This window comes from Flavobacterium sp. FG139, assembly GCF_057809695.1.
In genome coordinates this window covers 85,376-100,353 of the sequence record NZ_JBMDKL010000008.1, presented here as the reverse complement: position 1 = coordinate 100,353, position 14,978 = coordinate 85,376, and the positions used below count along the sequence as shown (strand labels likewise).

24 protein-coding genes are annotated in these 14,978 nt (G+C 37.9%); all 24 read right to left on the bottom strand.

The features are described from left to right. Positions 1-8 precede the first annotated feature (8 nt). Positions 9-2,183, bottom strand: coding sequence for an ArdC family protein (locus ACODSI_RS08595; protein ID WP_488916434.1), 2,175 nt, complete (start codon positions 2,181-2,183; stop codon positions 9-11). 2 nt (positions 2,184-2,185) lie between these two features. Next, positions 2,186-2,560, bottom strand: a complete 375-nt coding sequence (locus ACODSI_RS08590) for a hypothetical protein (protein ID WP_488916433.1) — start codon at positions 2,558-2,560, stop codon at positions 2,186-2,188. An 86-nt stretch (positions 2,561-2,646) separates the two neighbouring features. Then, on the bottom strand, positions 2,647-3,189 hold the full coding sequence (locus ACODSI_RS08585) for a hypothetical protein (RefSeq protein WP_488916432.1): 543 nt from the start codon (positions 3,187-3,189) through the stop codon (positions 2,647-2,649). Between the two features lie 111 nt (positions 3,190-3,300). Next, positions 3,301-3,657: a hypothetical protein gene (locus ACODSI_RS08580; RefSeq protein ID WP_488916431.1), complete on the bottom strand. Its 357-nt coding sequence runs from the start codon at positions 3,655-3,657 to the stop codon at positions 3,301-3,303. A gap of 15 nt (positions 3,658-3,672) precedes the next feature. Beyond that, positions 3,673-4,356, bottom strand: a complete 684-nt coding sequence (locus ACODSI_RS08575) for a glycoside hydrolase family 19 protein (RefSeq protein ID WP_488916430.1) — start codon at positions 4,354-4,356, stop codon at positions 3,673-3,675. Then, positions 4,356-4,499: a hypothetical protein gene (locus tag ACODSI_RS08570; protein WP_488916429.1), complete on the bottom strand. Its 144-nt coding sequence runs from the start codon at positions 4,497-4,499 to the stop codon at positions 4,356-4,358. The genes ACODSI_RS08575 and ACODSI_RS08570 overlap by 1 nt, the downstream gene beginning before the upstream one ends. Further along, on the bottom strand, positions 4,499-5,212 hold the full coding sequence (locus ACODSI_RS08565) for a hypothetical protein (RefSeq protein WP_488916428.1): 714 nt from the start codon (positions 5,210-5,212) through the stop codon (positions 4,499-4,501). The genes ACODSI_RS08570 and ACODSI_RS08565 overlap by 1 nt, the downstream gene beginning before the upstream one ends. Positions 5,213-5,214: 2 nt before the next feature. After that, positions 5,215-5,637 (bottom strand): hypothetical protein, encoded by a 423-nt coding sequence (locus tag ACODSI_RS08560; RefSeq protein ID WP_488916427.1) that lies wholly within the window; start codon positions 5,635-5,637, stop codon positions 5,215-5,217. Positions 5,638-5,639: 2 nt separating this feature from the next. Further along, complete coding sequence (locus ACODSI_RS08555) at positions 5,640-6,137, bottom strand: hypothetical protein (RefSeq protein WP_488916426.1); 498 nt, start codon at positions 6,135-6,137, stop codon at positions 5,640-5,642. 210 nt (positions 6,138-6,347) lie between these two features. Further along, positions 6,348-6,542 carry a hypothetical protein gene (locus tag ACODSI_RS08550; protein WP_488916425.1) on the bottom strand — a complete coding sequence of 65 codons (195 nt, stop codon included), beginning with the start codon at positions 6,540-6,542 and terminating at the stop codon, positions 6,348-6,350. A gap of 1 nt (position 6,543) precedes the next feature. After that, a complete protein-coding gene (locus ACODSI_RS08545; protein ID WP_488916424.1) occupies positions 6,544-7,350 on the bottom strand; it encodes a hypothetical protein in 807 nt (268 codons plus the stop codon). Between the two features lies 1 nt (position 7,351). Beyond that, positions 7,352-7,648: a hypothetical protein gene (locus ACODSI_RS08540; protein WP_488916423.1), complete on the bottom strand. Its 297-nt coding sequence runs from the start codon at positions 7,646-7,648 to the stop codon at positions 7,352-7,354. Positions 7,649-7,650: 2 nt separating this feature from the next. Continuing rightward, on the bottom strand, positions 7,651-8,025 hold the full coding sequence (locus ACODSI_RS08535) for a hypothetical protein (RefSeq protein WP_488916422.1): 375 nt from the start codon (positions 8,023-8,025) through the stop codon (positions 7,651-7,653). Positions 8,026-8,096: 71 nt separating this feature from the next. Continuing rightward, a complete protein-coding gene (locus ACODSI_RS08530; protein WP_488916421.1) occupies positions 8,097-8,660 on the bottom strand; it encodes a hypothetical protein in 564 nt (187 codons plus the stop codon). A 38-nt stretch (positions 8,661-8,698) separates the two neighbouring features. Next, on the bottom strand, positions 8,699-9,334 hold the full coding sequence (locus ACODSI_RS08525; RefSeq protein WP_488916420.1) for a hypothetical protein: 636 nt from the start codon (positions 9,332-9,334) through the stop codon (positions 8,699-8,701). An 11-nt stretch (positions 9,335-9,345) separates the two neighbouring features. After that, positions 9,346-10,074, bottom strand: a complete 729-nt coding sequence (locus ACODSI_RS08520; RefSeq protein WP_488916419.1) for a hypothetical protein — start codon at positions 10,072-10,074, stop codon at positions 9,346-9,348. Between the two features lie 4 nt (positions 10,075-10,078). Continuing rightward, entirely contained in the window at positions 10,079-10,315 is a 237-nt protein-coding gene (locus ACODSI_RS08515; protein WP_488916418.1) for a hypothetical protein, read from the bottom strand. 11 nt (positions 10,316-10,326) lie between these two features. Further along, positions 10,327-11,022 carry a transglutaminase-like domain-containing protein gene (locus ACODSI_RS08510; RefSeq protein ID WP_488916417.1) on the bottom strand — a complete coding sequence of 232 codons (696 nt, stop codon included), beginning with the start codon at positions 11,020-11,022 and terminating at the stop codon, positions 10,327-10,329. Positions 11,023-11,161: 139 nt separating this feature from the next. After that, the gene (locus ACODSI_RS08505) at positions 11,162-11,407 is read right to left on the bottom strand and encodes a hypothetical protein (RefSeq protein ID WP_488916416.1); all 246 of its coding nucleotides are present in this window, start codon (positions 11,405-11,407) and stop codon (positions 11,162-11,164) included. A gap of 232 nt (positions 11,408-11,639) precedes the next feature. Then, positions 11,640-11,903: a hypothetical protein gene (locus ACODSI_RS08500; protein WP_488916415.1), complete on the bottom strand. Its 264-nt coding sequence runs from the start codon at positions 11,901-11,903 to the stop codon at positions 11,640-11,642. Between the two features lie 11 nt (positions 11,904-11,914). Then, on the bottom strand, positions 11,915-12,256 hold the full coding sequence (locus tag ACODSI_RS08495; protein ID WP_488916414.1) for a hypothetical protein: 342 nt from the start codon (positions 12,254-12,256) through the stop codon (positions 11,915-11,917). Continuing rightward, the gene (locus ACODSI_RS08490; RefSeq protein WP_488916413.1) at positions 12,216-12,482 is read right to left on the bottom strand and encodes a hypothetical protein; all 267 of its coding nucleotides are present in this window, start codon (positions 12,480-12,482) and stop codon (positions 12,216-12,218) included. Before ACODSI_RS08490 ends, ACODSI_RS08495 begins: the two co-directional genes overlap by 41 nt. 12 nt (positions 12,483-12,494) lie before the next feature. Further along, positions 12,495-14,261 (bottom strand): hypothetical protein, encoded by a 1,767-nt coding sequence (locus ACODSI_RS08485; RefSeq protein WP_488916412.1) that lies wholly within the window; start codon positions 14,259-14,261, stop codon positions 12,495-12,497. A 131-nt stretch (positions 14,262-14,392) separates the two neighbouring features. Next, the gene (locus ACODSI_RS08480) at positions 14,393-14,674 is read right to left on the bottom strand and encodes a helix-turn-helix domain-containing protein (RefSeq protein ID WP_488916411.1); all 282 of its coding nucleotides are present in this window, start codon (positions 14,672-14,674) and stop codon (positions 14,393-14,395) included. Positions 14,675-14,978: the final 304 nt, after the last annotated feature.

Genomic DNA, 14,978 nt, shown 5'->3' with positions numbered 1-14,978 from the left:
ATTTTAAATTAATTTACTGTGAATGATAATTTACTTTTGCTTTTTCCCTTTTGGGGCTGATTAACCACCTTTTGGTAATACATCGAGTATTTCAAAGTGAGGTCGTTTCCTCTGTTTTTCTCCAATGTGGCAAACCGCTGTTTCGGGTCTTCGTGAGAGGAACAATGAATAACCGAAGTTGGATTGTGAGCCATTTTGTTTCCGCCGTACATTGCTCCGTTTTCTTTTACTTGGGATATGAAACACCAAATAATTTTCGGGTAAGTCGTTCTCAAATAATTGAGTTGGTCGGCCGTTATTTTTAAATCCGTAACCGAATCGGCAATAATAACTTTAACCACTTTGCAGAAATCCTGTAACTCCTGAAAAGGATTTTCTAAATAGCCTTTAATGGCTATGTACTTTCTGCCTCTTTCAGTAGTATTTCGGTTAATGCTATCTACTGTGTCCTTGCTTTCAATTCCGCCTTGCTCATAATCGATATAGGCAACTGGGGTTTGTTGTTCTCCAAAGGCATTTGCAATCTGCATGGCCAACTGTGATTTTGAACTGTGCTTATTTCCTTTTATCAGAATAAGGGCTTTATGAGGTTGTTGCTTTTGCAAAAACTTACCAATCTCACCACCCAATACAAAAATGTCTTTTGCTTCCTGTGGGGCAGAATTGGCAGAAATAAATCCCAATTTTTCCAATTCGTTTAAGCTTTTATTCTGATCTGAAACAATCGGTTTTTTGCTTACTGGATTATGTCTTTTTACAACTGCCGGCACAACTCTTTTTTTCTTTGCTTCAGTATTTCTACTTACTTCTATTCTTGCTCCTATCGATGCCGACAAACCCGCCTTTTTACCTGATTTTGCTTTGCTTGTTGTTCTTTTCTTTCCTGGCTTTTTTGCTACTGCTTTTTTTACTGGCGTATTAGGTATTTCTACTGATTCGCTTTCCGTATTTTTACCTAAAATGAGATTTACCGCCTTTTGGGATTGTGCTGAAGCTTTCAGGAAAAATCTATTATCATTCTCCAGTTCATTCACTAAAACCTTATTCCAGTTCTTTAAATACTTTGCGGAATTGTCTTTGGTCTGAAACAATATCCCTGCTTCCGAACACAAAAACACCGCTCCCAATTCTGCAATGAGTTCTTCAAAAGCATAAGGCTTACTGCCAAACTTCCCCGAAAAATCCCTTTCCAGTCTTTTCTTTGCTCCTGTGCTGTGCGTCAATTCGTGGAAATAAGTACAGTAGTAAGAAGCTTCATTTTTGAAAGCATTTATTTTAGGCATATTCACCGTATCACTTGCAGGCTGATAGTAGGCTTTGTCCCCAACAAAAGTGTAAGCAGGCGGGTTTTTATAACCGTCGATAAGCCTTTGCGCTTCATCTATTGGATTAACCTTTTTGTTGCCTACTGGCTTAGGAAATTCCAATCCTGTACAATCGTCCGCTTTAAATACATTGTAATATTTGATTACTGGAATATGACTGAGATACCTTTTTAAATCTTCCTTTGTCAATCCATAGGTTGCGATAAATTCATTCAGTTTTACCTTGTCGGTGGTCTTGAATTTTAAAGTGCCGTTGTCAAAATTGAAAATCATTGTGTAATAAATCACACGTCGGGCTTTACTGCCTTCCCTTAAAGATGCGCCTGTTTCCCTAATCTGATTGAACGTTAGGTAATACGGCTGTTTAAAGTTAATCGGCACTAAATAGCCTTTGCCGTTTTCATCAAATTTTATATCGAAATTCAATATGAAATTTGCTCCTGAATATTCCTTTTTGCTCACATAATTTTTGGCTGCACCATCAGCTCCCGAACCGACCCAATCCTTTTGCCAAGGCAGATGCCCGACTTTCTCAATGGTATTGATAATCAAATCCGTGATATAGCTGTAAATATCATCAGGAGAAACACCGTTTAAACCGCCCTCTGTATCTTCCTCGGAAATGTATTCTAAAGTCGGTAAAATGATTCTTTGCTCTGCGCCAGTAAGCCCCATAGGTTCGACAAAATCCTTTATTTCAATGGTAAAAAGTGTATCATTATTTTGCTTCAAAACATTGGCAATACGCTTTGAGATAACCGTGTGCTTTTGCTTTTTGGCTTTTGCCAATAGGCTTTTAAGTGCACTTCGGCTTACCTCTTTACCGTCAAGACTGTTAAACGCTGTTACTAAATCCATCGTTATTGAATTACTGAATACTCTTTACCTAAAACTCCTATTATCGTTTCTGTTTGAATGTCTTTTAATCCTGTTATCTGCATTAGGCTTTCCACGTTGGAAAGGTTCTCCAGTATCGGGATTTCCACAATCAAATCTTTCAGTATGAATTTGCCTTTGGCGGGAACTGAAACAAAAGATTTGTTTACTGTGATAGTGGCAATTCTTTTGGCTGTCTTGTCTTTCAATACAATTCTTTTGACCACCGCAATAATCCCGTTGGGGCTAAAATCATCACTCGTGGGATTGTAAAGCGTAACATCCAAATTGAAACGCATTCGTTTGAAATTGATGTCAAAATTTCTAAACCCAGTCGGTATCGCTTTTAATTTTTTCATAGTCTGTTTCCATTTATCCAGCTTACTGCGATACCACAGCACACCCGCGCCTAAAATTGCGCCTGTGATTACGATATGTTTTGCTCTTATACCCATAAGCTTGTTTTTTTCCTGATAAACCCAAAGACTTTAAACCCGATAAAGACTACTGCCAAAATCCCCAATCCAATGAAAAACTTTTCCAATTTTGTGAGTGGTTTTTCCACCACAACAGGAATCTTTTTAACCTGGATAATTGTCTTTGCTTTTTCATTTTTGACTGCCGTACTTTCGTTTTTGGTTTGGGCTATTTTTGAATAAAATTCCAACTGTTTTGTAAGCTTGTCATAAATGAGTTTATAGCTGTTATCTCCCGAATTTTTTGAAGTATTAAGCTTTGATAATATTTCATCAACCTTTGCATTTACAAGGCTGTCAAAAACAGTATTTCCCGTATTGCTTTGCACAATTGGAGTAATCAGCTTATCATCGATTGCCTGATTAATCACAACACTTTTTATACTGTCCCTTTTCTGAATCTCGCTTTTTAGCATCGTATTTTCTTCCTTGATTTTTTTAGCTGAAGAACAACTGGTAAGCAATCCGAAAGAGGCTATTAAAATGATTAGGAATGTGATTGATTTTTTCATTGGTTGGATTTTTTAAAGTGAGTTTTAATTTTAAAAAGCAATATTTCCGATGCGTGTATTATCTGAAAGAAATCTATTCCGTAATAAATACTGGCTGCACCTACAATCTTGTTAAAGACTTGTTTTTTCATTGATTAGCTGTTTTAATTTGTCAAAGAAAACACCCAATAATTCCTCTGTCTTTTTGTGGAAAATGGTAGAGAATGAACCACACCAAGCGCAAACCACATAAGTAAATAGCTTGTTGAAATGCAAAAACTGGTCGAAGAACCCATAAACCAATAAGGCAACAAAAATCGATACAATGGCTTCGGCTAAAAACCATTTCCAAGATACCTTTACACCTTGTCTGACCTGTTTAATTATTTTAACTACTGCGCCCATAATTACGATGAACAGGAATAAAATAAAATCTACTATCTGTTTGGAATGGTTCGCAAACCATTCCCAAATTTGCTCTTTTGTCATTGTCTATATAGTTTGTTAATCAATATGCAGAACCCCAGACCAAAAGCCATGAAGGGGACTAAGTAGGAGTTTGTTCTTGACTTTTTTTTTTAATATTCCAAGAGTATCAATGCTTGTGTAATAGTTAAGCTGTTTTACTCTTTCGGAAAAATTGGTAAGCCCTCCGTTTATTTCTTTTGTGATTGCCTTGATGTTGTTGGTATCTGCAATCGGATTAAGATTATATCTAATACTCCAAAACCAACCCGCAATATCAATGGCAATGTCAGGACGGGAAGCCAAATCAGGATTTGCAATTACATCGTGTCCCGAATACTTTTTGTAAGCTTCATAATGCGCCCTGCCTGTTAATTGAATCAGTCCACGACCCCTGAAACGCCAACCGTCGCCAACTTGGGTATTTCCAAGATTTGTCTTTCCCCAACTGCCACCATACAGAATATTCGCAAGCATTTGTTGGTTGGCTTTGTGCTTCGAGGTTCTACCGTAAAGGTTCGCCTGTGCGGTGGTTATCCTGCCTTTTCCAAAAGTCTGAATCAATCCATCAGGCGTATAATTCAAGCTTTCATTGAATTTGGTATAACCCCCGCTTTCCTCGTGAATCTGCGCTAAAAAGTGCGCAATCCTTTTGGGCGTGTTGATGGCGTATTTTTGGAAAATGCCTAAAAAAGTGATGCTGTTTGTCAATAAAAATTCCATTACAATTGTACTTTTTTGGGTTCAACTTTCGGTTTGTCGGTTGGCTTGGTGTCAGTTTTCGGGTTTGTTCCGCTATCCATTGAAGCGATAATCAGTGCGCCCAATACTCCTAAACCAATCCATATTCCTGTATTTGCATTCATTATCTCCAGTCTTTAAGTCTGATTTGTTTTACTCCTTTTTGTGTAAAGAGTGCATTTTCCGTATTTCTTCCAAAATCACCGTCAGCCTTGATTTTAAGTAGGGTCTGTAATGTTCTTACTTCCGTTCCTTTGCTTCCTTTTTTAAGCAACTTGGATTTGTCAATATCCGATGCTCCTGATGTAGCGACTGCGGGAACAGTTGGCAATATTTTACCTACTGGCTTTATTACGCTGTGGTCGGGAATCCAATAAATATCATCCATAAAAGCCCCGTTTCTTTGAGCAACATAGCGGTACGTTCCGTCAGGTCTTCTGCCTACCCAAATGATTTTTCCGATTTTATCGCCCTTTTTAAAAGTGGCTTTTCTAATTCCCTCACTGGTATAATTGCCGTCTGCCATTTTTCGGGCATCGTATGTTTTTGTACCATTAAATCCCGTTGCCATTACTTCCTGACCGACACTATATCGGAATGTATCAGCCTCTCTAACTGGCGTTTCGGGAAGTGATTTAACCGGGACAATTGGAGCAGTTGCCAACGGTGGTGTTTTTATAGGTATTGGAGCTGTATTTACTACTGGCTCTTCCGAAAATTCCGCTTCGGCTTCCTGAACTGCCTGTTTGTTTTTGCCCTTTTGAACAAAATAATAGATGCCACCACCCACCGCAAGGGCGATACCGCCACCAATCCATAATTTATCTTCTGTGGTCATTGCTATAAATATTTTGGATAATTAGATTTTAATAATTGATAATCTTCCTTGCTTAATTCTTCCTTTAACCAAACTTTCAAAGGGTGCTTTACAGGGGTTTGCCACAGTGCGAAATAGGTGTTGCCAGTAAGGGTGTTATAATACCTGCTTCCAAAAGCCTTGACTACCCATGAAAACTGTGCTTGGCTTATTCCTGTTAGCGTTGTCAGAATGGTTTTGCGCTTTTCGGTATTAGTGAAATTGGCTTCTTTCATAGCGTTGTAAAGCGTTGTGGCTATTTCCGTAGCATTAATGCTATCCGCCATTGAACTGCCATCCTGATACGCATTGGCATTTTTACTTTTGTTTGCCTGTGCTATGGCAAAAAGCAATATCCCCAATCCCGCCACACCTACCGAAATAGGTACTATTTTTGAGCTGTCCATAATTAAAAAAAGTTGGGGATTAAAAAGCGTAATTCCATTAACTCATTCTGACTGAATTGGTCTGAAAACCACTCAAGCAAAGTCATCTTTTTTGAAAATGGATTTACTCCTTTTCTTAGTCCAAATTCATTATGGATTCTCACAAATCCGTTGGGATTTACACCCATAAGATTTTGCTTTACCGACTTGAAACCGTTTCCGACGCCATACATCGCACTATAAATCGCTTCTGCTTTGTTTTTAGCCATTCCAGTTGATATATTGCTCGGCTTGTCCCTTTTGTTTTCTCGTAAGGGCGAAAAACCGCCAAATATCTTCCTGATAGCGAAATACCCAATCCCTGCAAACACCGCTGTTTTCAAAACTCCTTTGACAATGGAAGCGGTTGCATTTACTCCCGCATTGGCATTTTCAAGGGTATTGGTAATTGCCTTTTGCCCTGCGGGTGATGAAGCAACCGCCGCTATAACTGCTGGATTATGTAAACCTTGTCTTTTCATATTCAATTTTGGCTGTAAGTATTGCTCCCAATTTCATTTTTACTTTGTCAATTTCATTTTTAGCATCTTAAAGGGTTGTCCCAGTAATTGGTTCATCTTACTTTATAATTTCATCTTTACTCTCTTAAAATGGAGCAATGCCTACACCTGTGCTTTATAGTTGTTTCGCCCGCCCGTAAATGGAGCGCACAAGCGGGCTACTCCAACTACCTACATTATGAACTCTTTTATCGTCTGCCAACTTTCAGGATCAGTAACCATTGCAATTGCTTTTTTGGATTTCTTCAGCTCTACCAATTTTTCCAAAACCTCATTATCCAAATCCACTAATTCCTGAATCAGCTTTGTCTTTTTCTGTAATTTAAAAGGGTTTGTTTCCTTTGTTTTTATACTTAATGCGCTCATTTTATACTAACATTTGATGTTTTTGTAATAACCCGAATAACTCTTGTGAGAAAACATTGTTTTCGCTTTTCTCATTGATTTTTTGATAGATAACCGACAGTAACGTTATAGTATCATCGTCAAGGGTTCTGATAATATCCAAGAATCCTTTTTTGGTATCGGAATAACTCTCGTCCTGCAAATCATCAGGGGAAGCCATCGCCAAACCGTTTGCTTCAACTGGTACATTAAAACCCAATCCTTTTAAGATGAGCGGGGCTTGTTTTACTACACCCAAAAGCATATTATTTAAGCTGTCATTGCTCTCTTTGGTATATTTCTTCTGTAACTTTTCTTCGTTGAGTTCGTCGTTTTTGGCTTTAAGTTCCCTGTTTAACCTTTCGGCTTCTTCCAGTTTACGAGCCAGTTCCCCTCGGTCGTGCGCTTGGAGTTTCAAATCAAAAATTTCAGCGATTCCCAAACCCATTAAACCGCTTTTTTTCTTTTTCTTCTTCTTTTTAGCGGTTTGCATTGGCTCTGATTCGTTAGTTTTTGATTTCTTTTCCGTTTCCCCAAACGTTACATCGAAAGGCTCTCCTTCAATCTTAAAGGCATTCGCTCCGTTTTTTCGCTTTTCCTGTATTGTTAGTTTGGTGTAACCATCGTTGTACAATTTTTCAAAAAACGCTTCGGGCGTTCCGAACTCGTCTTTTATCTGCTGATGGGTTACATTGCGAAAAATCGGTTTTGAGGTTTCCCTCTCGGTAACTGTAACAGCGCAAAATTTGTCGCTTGTCAGTCTATCCATCAAATCATCTAATTGCTCCATTTTAAATTAGTTTTTTGTAGATAAGTAAAATCTTGTTTCGCTGTTTCGAATACGCTTCTTTCCTCACAATGACAGGGACAGAACCCTTGCCATCCAAATACTGAACTTCTAACTGTACCCGTGAGAAAGTACCGTCTGGCACAATCAAGATTTGCTTTTGCGTGGGGTATATTGTAACCCCGTTAATAATCGCAACCGTAGTCCCTGTGTTTACAACCGACAGACAAGTAACTTGTTCCAAAATGGGTATTTGTTCCTCTTTGAACTCTCTTGTTATAAAGGCAGATTCTACAAACATGATTACACTTTTTTGACGTTATTGTTATATAAAAACACGACATGGAATTTTAAAGGCACATTACCTGTCAAAGGCTCTTCGAGAGAGAAAATCAAAGAGTAATCTTTGTTGCCTGTATCAAAATTCATCGGCTTGAAACTCTTTTCATATTCGCCTCCATTAGACTGTCTCCAGTTGTCAATGTGAACTGTGGGAACAATGGAAATACTGTTGTCGTCTTTCATTTCAATAGATGCCATTGTACTTACTGTTTTCTCTACCCCGTTGGTGTAAAGTGCTGCACCTGTGGTAAATCCCATAGGTAATTTGAAGTTTTCCGAAGTGTTACTTTCTCCAGGTCTTATTGTTGCTTTTACAACGAATTGAATTTGTCGCATAACTTTTTAAGATTTAAAAAAGCCATAGCCTATATTGACTATGGCTTTTCATAGTTAAAAGGAAAGAATTACTATTTTTTTGCTTCGGTTACTCTGAACTCCAATCGCATAAACATTTGCAATCCTTCTTTTTGTGGAACGGTAACGCCCTTTGGAAATTCCAATTCCAATTTGAACTCTTCTTTTGCTCTTAACAGCGGAGTGGTCGCAATGGGACGGTAATCTTCGTTTTTAAATGACTGTGCATCGGTCATTGGCAAGTCAATAAGCATATCGTTGGTTTGAATCAATCTCAAATCAGCGTTTTGCAATTCTGCGGGAAGTGTGTCCCTGCTTTGCCAATCAGCGCTTTCAATTCTTTGCCCTTTCGTGGTAAACTGAACACGGATTGCATCAATTACAACATCACGACCAGAGTTCAAAATGTTACCGTCAAAATTGGTAATACCTACTATTTTCTTGGTGTTGGCATCAACGAGTTGGTTAATCCCACTCATTCCGTCAACCCTGATATTCAGGTAAAAGGTTTTATCGACTAATTTTGTCGGCTGTGGTCTTACAGCCTGTGTATGTTGGCGTTGTCTTGCCCCCAAAACTTTAATTGCTCTTTGCAACTGTGGATTTCTATTTTCCATCTTTCTTTATGAATTAAATTTTTACTTCTTATTTTGGATTACAGTATGTAATTTCCGTTTTCGTCGATGTAAGCCCCTAAACCCTCATCATCATCGTAAGCCCCCAAACCGTCATCGTCATACCCGTTTAAGCCGTCTTCTACATAGTTACCGTTGGCATCGATGTAACCGCCTAAACCGTCTTCGTGATAGTTTCCTGCTTCATCGAAATAGCCGTTTAAACCATCCTCATCGTAACCGTTTAAGCCGTCTTCCACATAGTTACCGTTGGCATCAATGTAACCGCCCAAACCGTCTTCGTGATAATTGCCGTAAGCATCGATGTAGCCGTTTAGACCGTTTACCGCTCCCGAAAGACCTGCTGCTTTTTGCATAAATCTTCCCATTGCAGTTTCAGGATTCAGTTTGGAGGCGATTTTTTCAGATGAAAAAACATTTTTGACCAATTCCAAACCGTGAGCAATGGAAACCCCAATTGCTGAACCTCTTAAAAGTGAACTCTTGGTATCACTTCCTTTTACCTTTACTGCCAAAAATCCAGCACCAACAGCAACCGCACCATTAACAACACCTTTTACCGTGTTGGAAGAGGTTTCGGTCATAGTACCTGTAAGACCTCGTGAGAGTGCGCCTACTACTACGGCAGAACTAATTGTTATTAACTCTTGTTTCATTTTTCTCTTTATTAATTACTTTTTGAACTTGTGGCTAAAAGGATTCCGCCAACCGCAACCGCTCCTATGACAATAGGAATGGTATAGTTTGGTTTATCCGTTGGAGTTGTCCCGCTCTCGATTTGGGCGGTTTCTTTTTGTACTTGGACTTCTTCTTTCAAGTTCTGAACAGGAATGTCTTTGATATTTGAAAGGGTTTCAATCTGTGCATCGTTTGGAACTGCCTCGCCAGTTGGTGTGCCCGTAGATAAGGTTTCCGCCGGAACTCCTTTTACCTGTGCGATAGTTTCTATCTGTGCAGGTGTCGGAGTTGCATTTGGCATCACTTCAACTGGCTCGGAAGCTTCCATTTGTGGTGCATCATTGTAGGCAGGCTGTGCCTGATTGCCTGCAATGGCATTATTGACTGCGGGTTTTATAAAATTGTTGATGGCAAATTGACCGACTTTTGAACCTGCAATTTTTTTGACTTTCATTGCAATTTTTCCAATCTTGCCTGCTTTAGCCGCAATTTTTGCCAGTTTTCCCGCTTTGGCAATTTTAGAGGCTATCCCAATGGGAGCGGTAGCAGGGAAGAAACTCATTGCGGTAGTGGCTATCGGAACCACCGCTTTACCTACTTTAATGGCATTCTTAATCGATACGTTTTTTAATCTCACGTTCTTTTTAAGCATTTTGCCAATTTTAAGCCCTCTGTTAAGCCCTGCATTTAAGCCTGTTTGTTCTTCTAATACTAACATATACCTATCTTTTTAAAAGTGTGTGGGGTGCAAATACTCCTTTGATTAATCGGTTTCTTTGATTTTTCTTAATCAAAGTATGCGGTGCTAATGCGCCTTTGATAAGCATTCCTCTTTTGTTCTTGGGGATGAGCAGATGCGGGGCAAATGCCATTTTTGCAACATTTTTGAAATTCAGCTTCTTTAAAAAGCCTCTGTTTAATCCCGCATTCAAGCCTGTTTGTTCTTCTAATATTATCATACTTTCATTTTTTAAAAAGGGAATCTTTTTCTACTGGCACTACTGCTTTTTTTGGTCGTGGTGCGCTTCTTTGTTCTGCTTGATGTCCCTTTTAAACCCTTTCTCGGTACTGGACAGTTAAGCCCTATATGTGGCAATTTCTGATTCATAAAAACATCTTTTTTACTGGTATAATTCGGCTCTTTGTTACTTGAAATCGTACCGTCAATAATGCAATGACCCTTATCTAACTTCCCGCTCTCTTGGTCGGTGGGTACAACCACGTAAACATGAGTGTACTGTCTTGGATTAAAATTGGGCTGTTTGATTTGCCTGATGTAATGTTTAATCCCTAAATTCATTAAAACCGAACTGGCAAAAATCGAGTAGCTTTTACAGTCAATTCCCTCTCTTCGGTTGAACCAACTATTTGCAGGACTTCTTAAATTCTGCGTAATCCCGTCAGCCTGATACTGTATGTCATAGTATAAAAAGTAATGGATCTTGTCGCACGTCTCTTTTACGGTCTGACCTTTTAAAATCTTCGATAACTTGGCGACCTGTTTATAAAATTTCTCAACCCAGACTTTCATCATTGAAACCGAATAAAACGTATCGCCTTTTTCCAGTTTTATCTTTTGATTTTTGGGCTTCTCGATTAAATGGTTAAACTCGTCTCCGTTTTTTATCCTGCGCTTTAGAATTAAGTTGATTTCATCTTTCGTCATTTGCTAATTCTCTAACTTTACAGTACAAAGGTTTACAATAAAAAACCCCCGTCAGGTTGATTGACGGGGGTTGGCGGTGATTTCGACTGATTCAATTTAATTGCAATTAATTATCAGAGCAATTGCAATTCCATTGCAATCAATCATCAATATAATATCCTACTGGCAAACCATAAATGGCTACAAATTCTTCTAAAATGTCAGGCGGTACGGTGTGCATCCCAATTGTATATTCGCATTTTTCAATCTCTTTTATTTTGGCTTCAATTATGGTGTTTACCGCTTTTTTTATGGTGGCTTCACTCATTTTATTTTTCAGATACATTGTAACCAGTTCTGACTTTGTTACCGCATTGGGCATCGGCTTTTTTTCTTGCTTACTCATTGTGATTTCTTAACTGGGTTAAACATTCTTTCTCAAATCGTTTATACTGAACAGCGTTCTAAAAACCCTGTCTTCAAAATATCTCAATATCCTGTTTTTACCCTTTATCAGGAAAAGAATAAATTGCAATGGCATTGTGATAACAATTGCAATACAAATCAATACTACATAAGCGTTGCACAGCAGTATTTTAAGGCGGTTTTTCAGTTTCATTTGTATAGTTTTTTAAAAGTTATTTTGAACAAAAATCAATTTTCAGGCGGTTTCTAATCAGGAAAGTATATTTATCCTCCCTGCCATTTAAAACCTTGTTAAACAGCTTCATTTTCAGTTTTTCGTCACCTATGAGTTCTGAAATAGTGTTTGCAGTCCTTAATTTGGTATTCTTAACTGGATTGGTTTTCGGATTTTCAAGCACCCTGATAATGAAGTTTTTATTAATAACCGCATTAGTGGGATAGAGTGATTTCATCCCTGCAATGAGCCTCTTTTCCATACCTTGCCTTTTTAAATATTGACAAGCTTCTGGTGTAATACATCCGATACCATTTGCATTGCAATTCTTTGTTCTTGTGTTCTTTCTTCTCTTTCCCATTGACAGCAAAAAAGAAGTATAACCGCTTGTGTGGGTGAAAGCGTAAGGTTTGATTCCTGCTTTTTACTTTCAATCTTTGTCCTGAAAATGAAAAACATACTTTGAAGCGTATCGATGACAATAATATCATTGCAATACTTTTCGTAATCCTTGCAATGGGCAATATTATCTACTTTGTTTCTAATGAATTTCAGCAGTTCGGATTGTATAATTTCAATGTCTGCTATCTTGATTTTCTTTAAGGCTATTTTCATATTGATATTTGAATTGGGAGATTAATACATTGTTTTCATAAAATTGTACCACGTTGGTAATAGCAAAAAGTTTACTTTTTTCAAGTCGCTTGAGCATACTTCTTATAACCAATTCACTCTTTCGTTTGTTCTGATTAATGGGCGACCACCAAACCGCATTGCGCTCTTTACTTTTGGTTAGGATTACCATTTTAATCTTTGATTTTTCTTTGTCAAAAACTGGCATATTCTTTAGGTTTTAAAATTCAAACAAACTGTACTTTACCATATCATTGCAATCCATTGCAATTGTTTTCTCGTTGTCTTTCAATGATTTTTTTAGTATCAAATCAGGCAGTTTTTCCAGGTATTCTTTAGGAAGGTTCTTTTCCACATAATCAAACAATTGCGTGTAGGTAACTTTGTTTTTAAAGAAGCGGTTAAGCACCGTTTCACACTTCTTGGCGTGGTTTATCGTTTCTTTTCTTCTAATTGCGTTACATTCCTGTTTCTTCTTCAGTGCATCATATTTGGCGATGGATAGTAAATGTTCGTTCCATTTGGCTTTGGTATATTCAAAGCCGACTTCTCTTGAAGTTTTACGGGTCATATCAAAATACTCGTAGGGAAATAATGGCGGGAACTGATTTTTTATAAACCATTTTCTTGCCCATTCGATGCGCCAACGCATTTGCTGTATTTCATCAACCAGTACGCTTTTATTGAAGCTGTTACCTGTAAAGGCAATCCATTTGTTTTGATAATACAGGGTAATTGCCTTTTTCCAACTTCCCGCAAAAGGCGTGGAAAACCTGTAAATTTTAGATATAGATTTAAAGAAATCCTGTATTGCCAGTTCCCTAAACTCATCATTGGTCAGCGTTCCGGAAAAAGCCTCTTTGAACAGATAGCGAATATCAATAGGCTTGTAATTCATATACTCCCCATTGGCAAGGTTTACCGCCAATTCCTGCGGGTGGACAATCAGATTTTGCAGTTTTTCGGATAAAGTATTTTGAACTTTAACATTTTTTTCGCCCGCCCCCAAGTTTGAAATCTCTTTCTTGCTGGTATGTGTTCCTGTAAAAAACAAATTAGAAGGCGTGAGGGCTTCGCCCGAACTCCTTTGAAATTGAGAAATGTTTTCAACATTCTCATTCATTTGATATTCATTTATAATAGTTCCAGTAATTTCATTGTTATCAGGTAAAAGATTCCAATACACACATTTAAGTTGCTTATTTTCAGCACTTTTCAATTTTGAGGTTTTGATGTCCAAAACCACTAAAATTTCAGGGTTGATATGCACCTCTACGGGCTTGTTTTGCCCTGCAAAATGATATTCAGTAAATACACCTGCTTCTTCCAATCTTTGTCTGTGATTGCGTACCGTCTTGGTACAGATGTTAATACTGTGAATCTCTTTTCGCTTTAACTGGGTAACTAAAAAAGAGTTTATTTTAAACTCCTGAATAGGTCTTCTTGCGGTTATGCCTCCTTTGATGAATTTTTCATTGCGCTTCATTAGTTGCGAATTATATAGATGCAACAGGTTTTGAAAAACAATTTCGGTGGCGTATTTAACGCTTTGGATTTTCTTTTTCTCCACAATTAAGCCATAATCATTGCAGAACTCATTTACTGCCTCGTTGTAGGCTCTTGGCTTTAGGTTTTTCTTATTCAGCAAAAAGACTTTTCTAAATTCCGTCTGTACCTCTGTAAGAGCGTTTTCCTTGCAGAATTGCTCTACTGAAGTATTGTGTTTTTGGATAAGTTCGTTTTCTGCCTGTGTTTTAAAATTGTAACTGGCAATGTACTTGCGGTAGTTATCCATAGTTGTAGAAAAAGCTTCTTCGATTATGGCAGGATAAACCGCAATGATTCTGTTATCCAATTGCAATGTTGCGTTTTCTATTGCAATGGTTTCTTCGATTTGCTTTTTAGCCTCTGTATTGCCAAAACCAAAGAGATTCGAGGCAAGGGAGAAAACTTTGTCGTCTAATTTTTGTTGTGAACTGGCTCTCATAGTGTTTTAGTTTAACCTTTCAGCAAGGCGTAAATGTTTACGCCTGTGCGTCAAGGAAATTCAGCGAATTGCTGTCTATGTATCGTGTATTGCAATGCTTTGGAATAAAATTGCAATGGGATTGCAATGGTTTATTTGCTTCTGAATGATTTGTTGTAGTTCTCTGCCAGCAGTTTGTCAACGTCCGAGAGCTTGTAGAAGATTTTTTTACCTACTTGGCTAAATGAAATTTTGCCTTCATCACGCCAACCTTGAGCGGTACGTTTGGAGATACCCATTAATTGTATAAATTCCTCATTATCCATAAAGGATTTTTTCGAGGTATTGGTTTGGGTGCTTAATTGATTTTGCAGGGAATCCAACCTTGAAGTTAATTCTGCGAACTGTGCTTTGGACAAGATAAATACCTCCATGATTTTGCGCATTTAAAAATTATGAAGCAAATGTGCGGGGTATGAAAAAGTCTTTTAGTCTTTTCTTGGTCTTCAAGGACTAAGTTTTCTTTATAGGCTTTGGGAAGCCTTTATTTTAAAGGGGTTGAAGTTTTGGGCTTCTTATAAAAACAGGGAGTGAAAAAAGACCTTTTTTATTTTGTGCAGAAATGGGTAAAAATCGCCTCTAAAATGACATTTTTTGACCCTTTTTAAGCCAAAAAAACGGCATTTTTGAAAAAGTCTTTTGAGGTCTTTTCATTTTAAAAAGACCTTTTTCATTTAT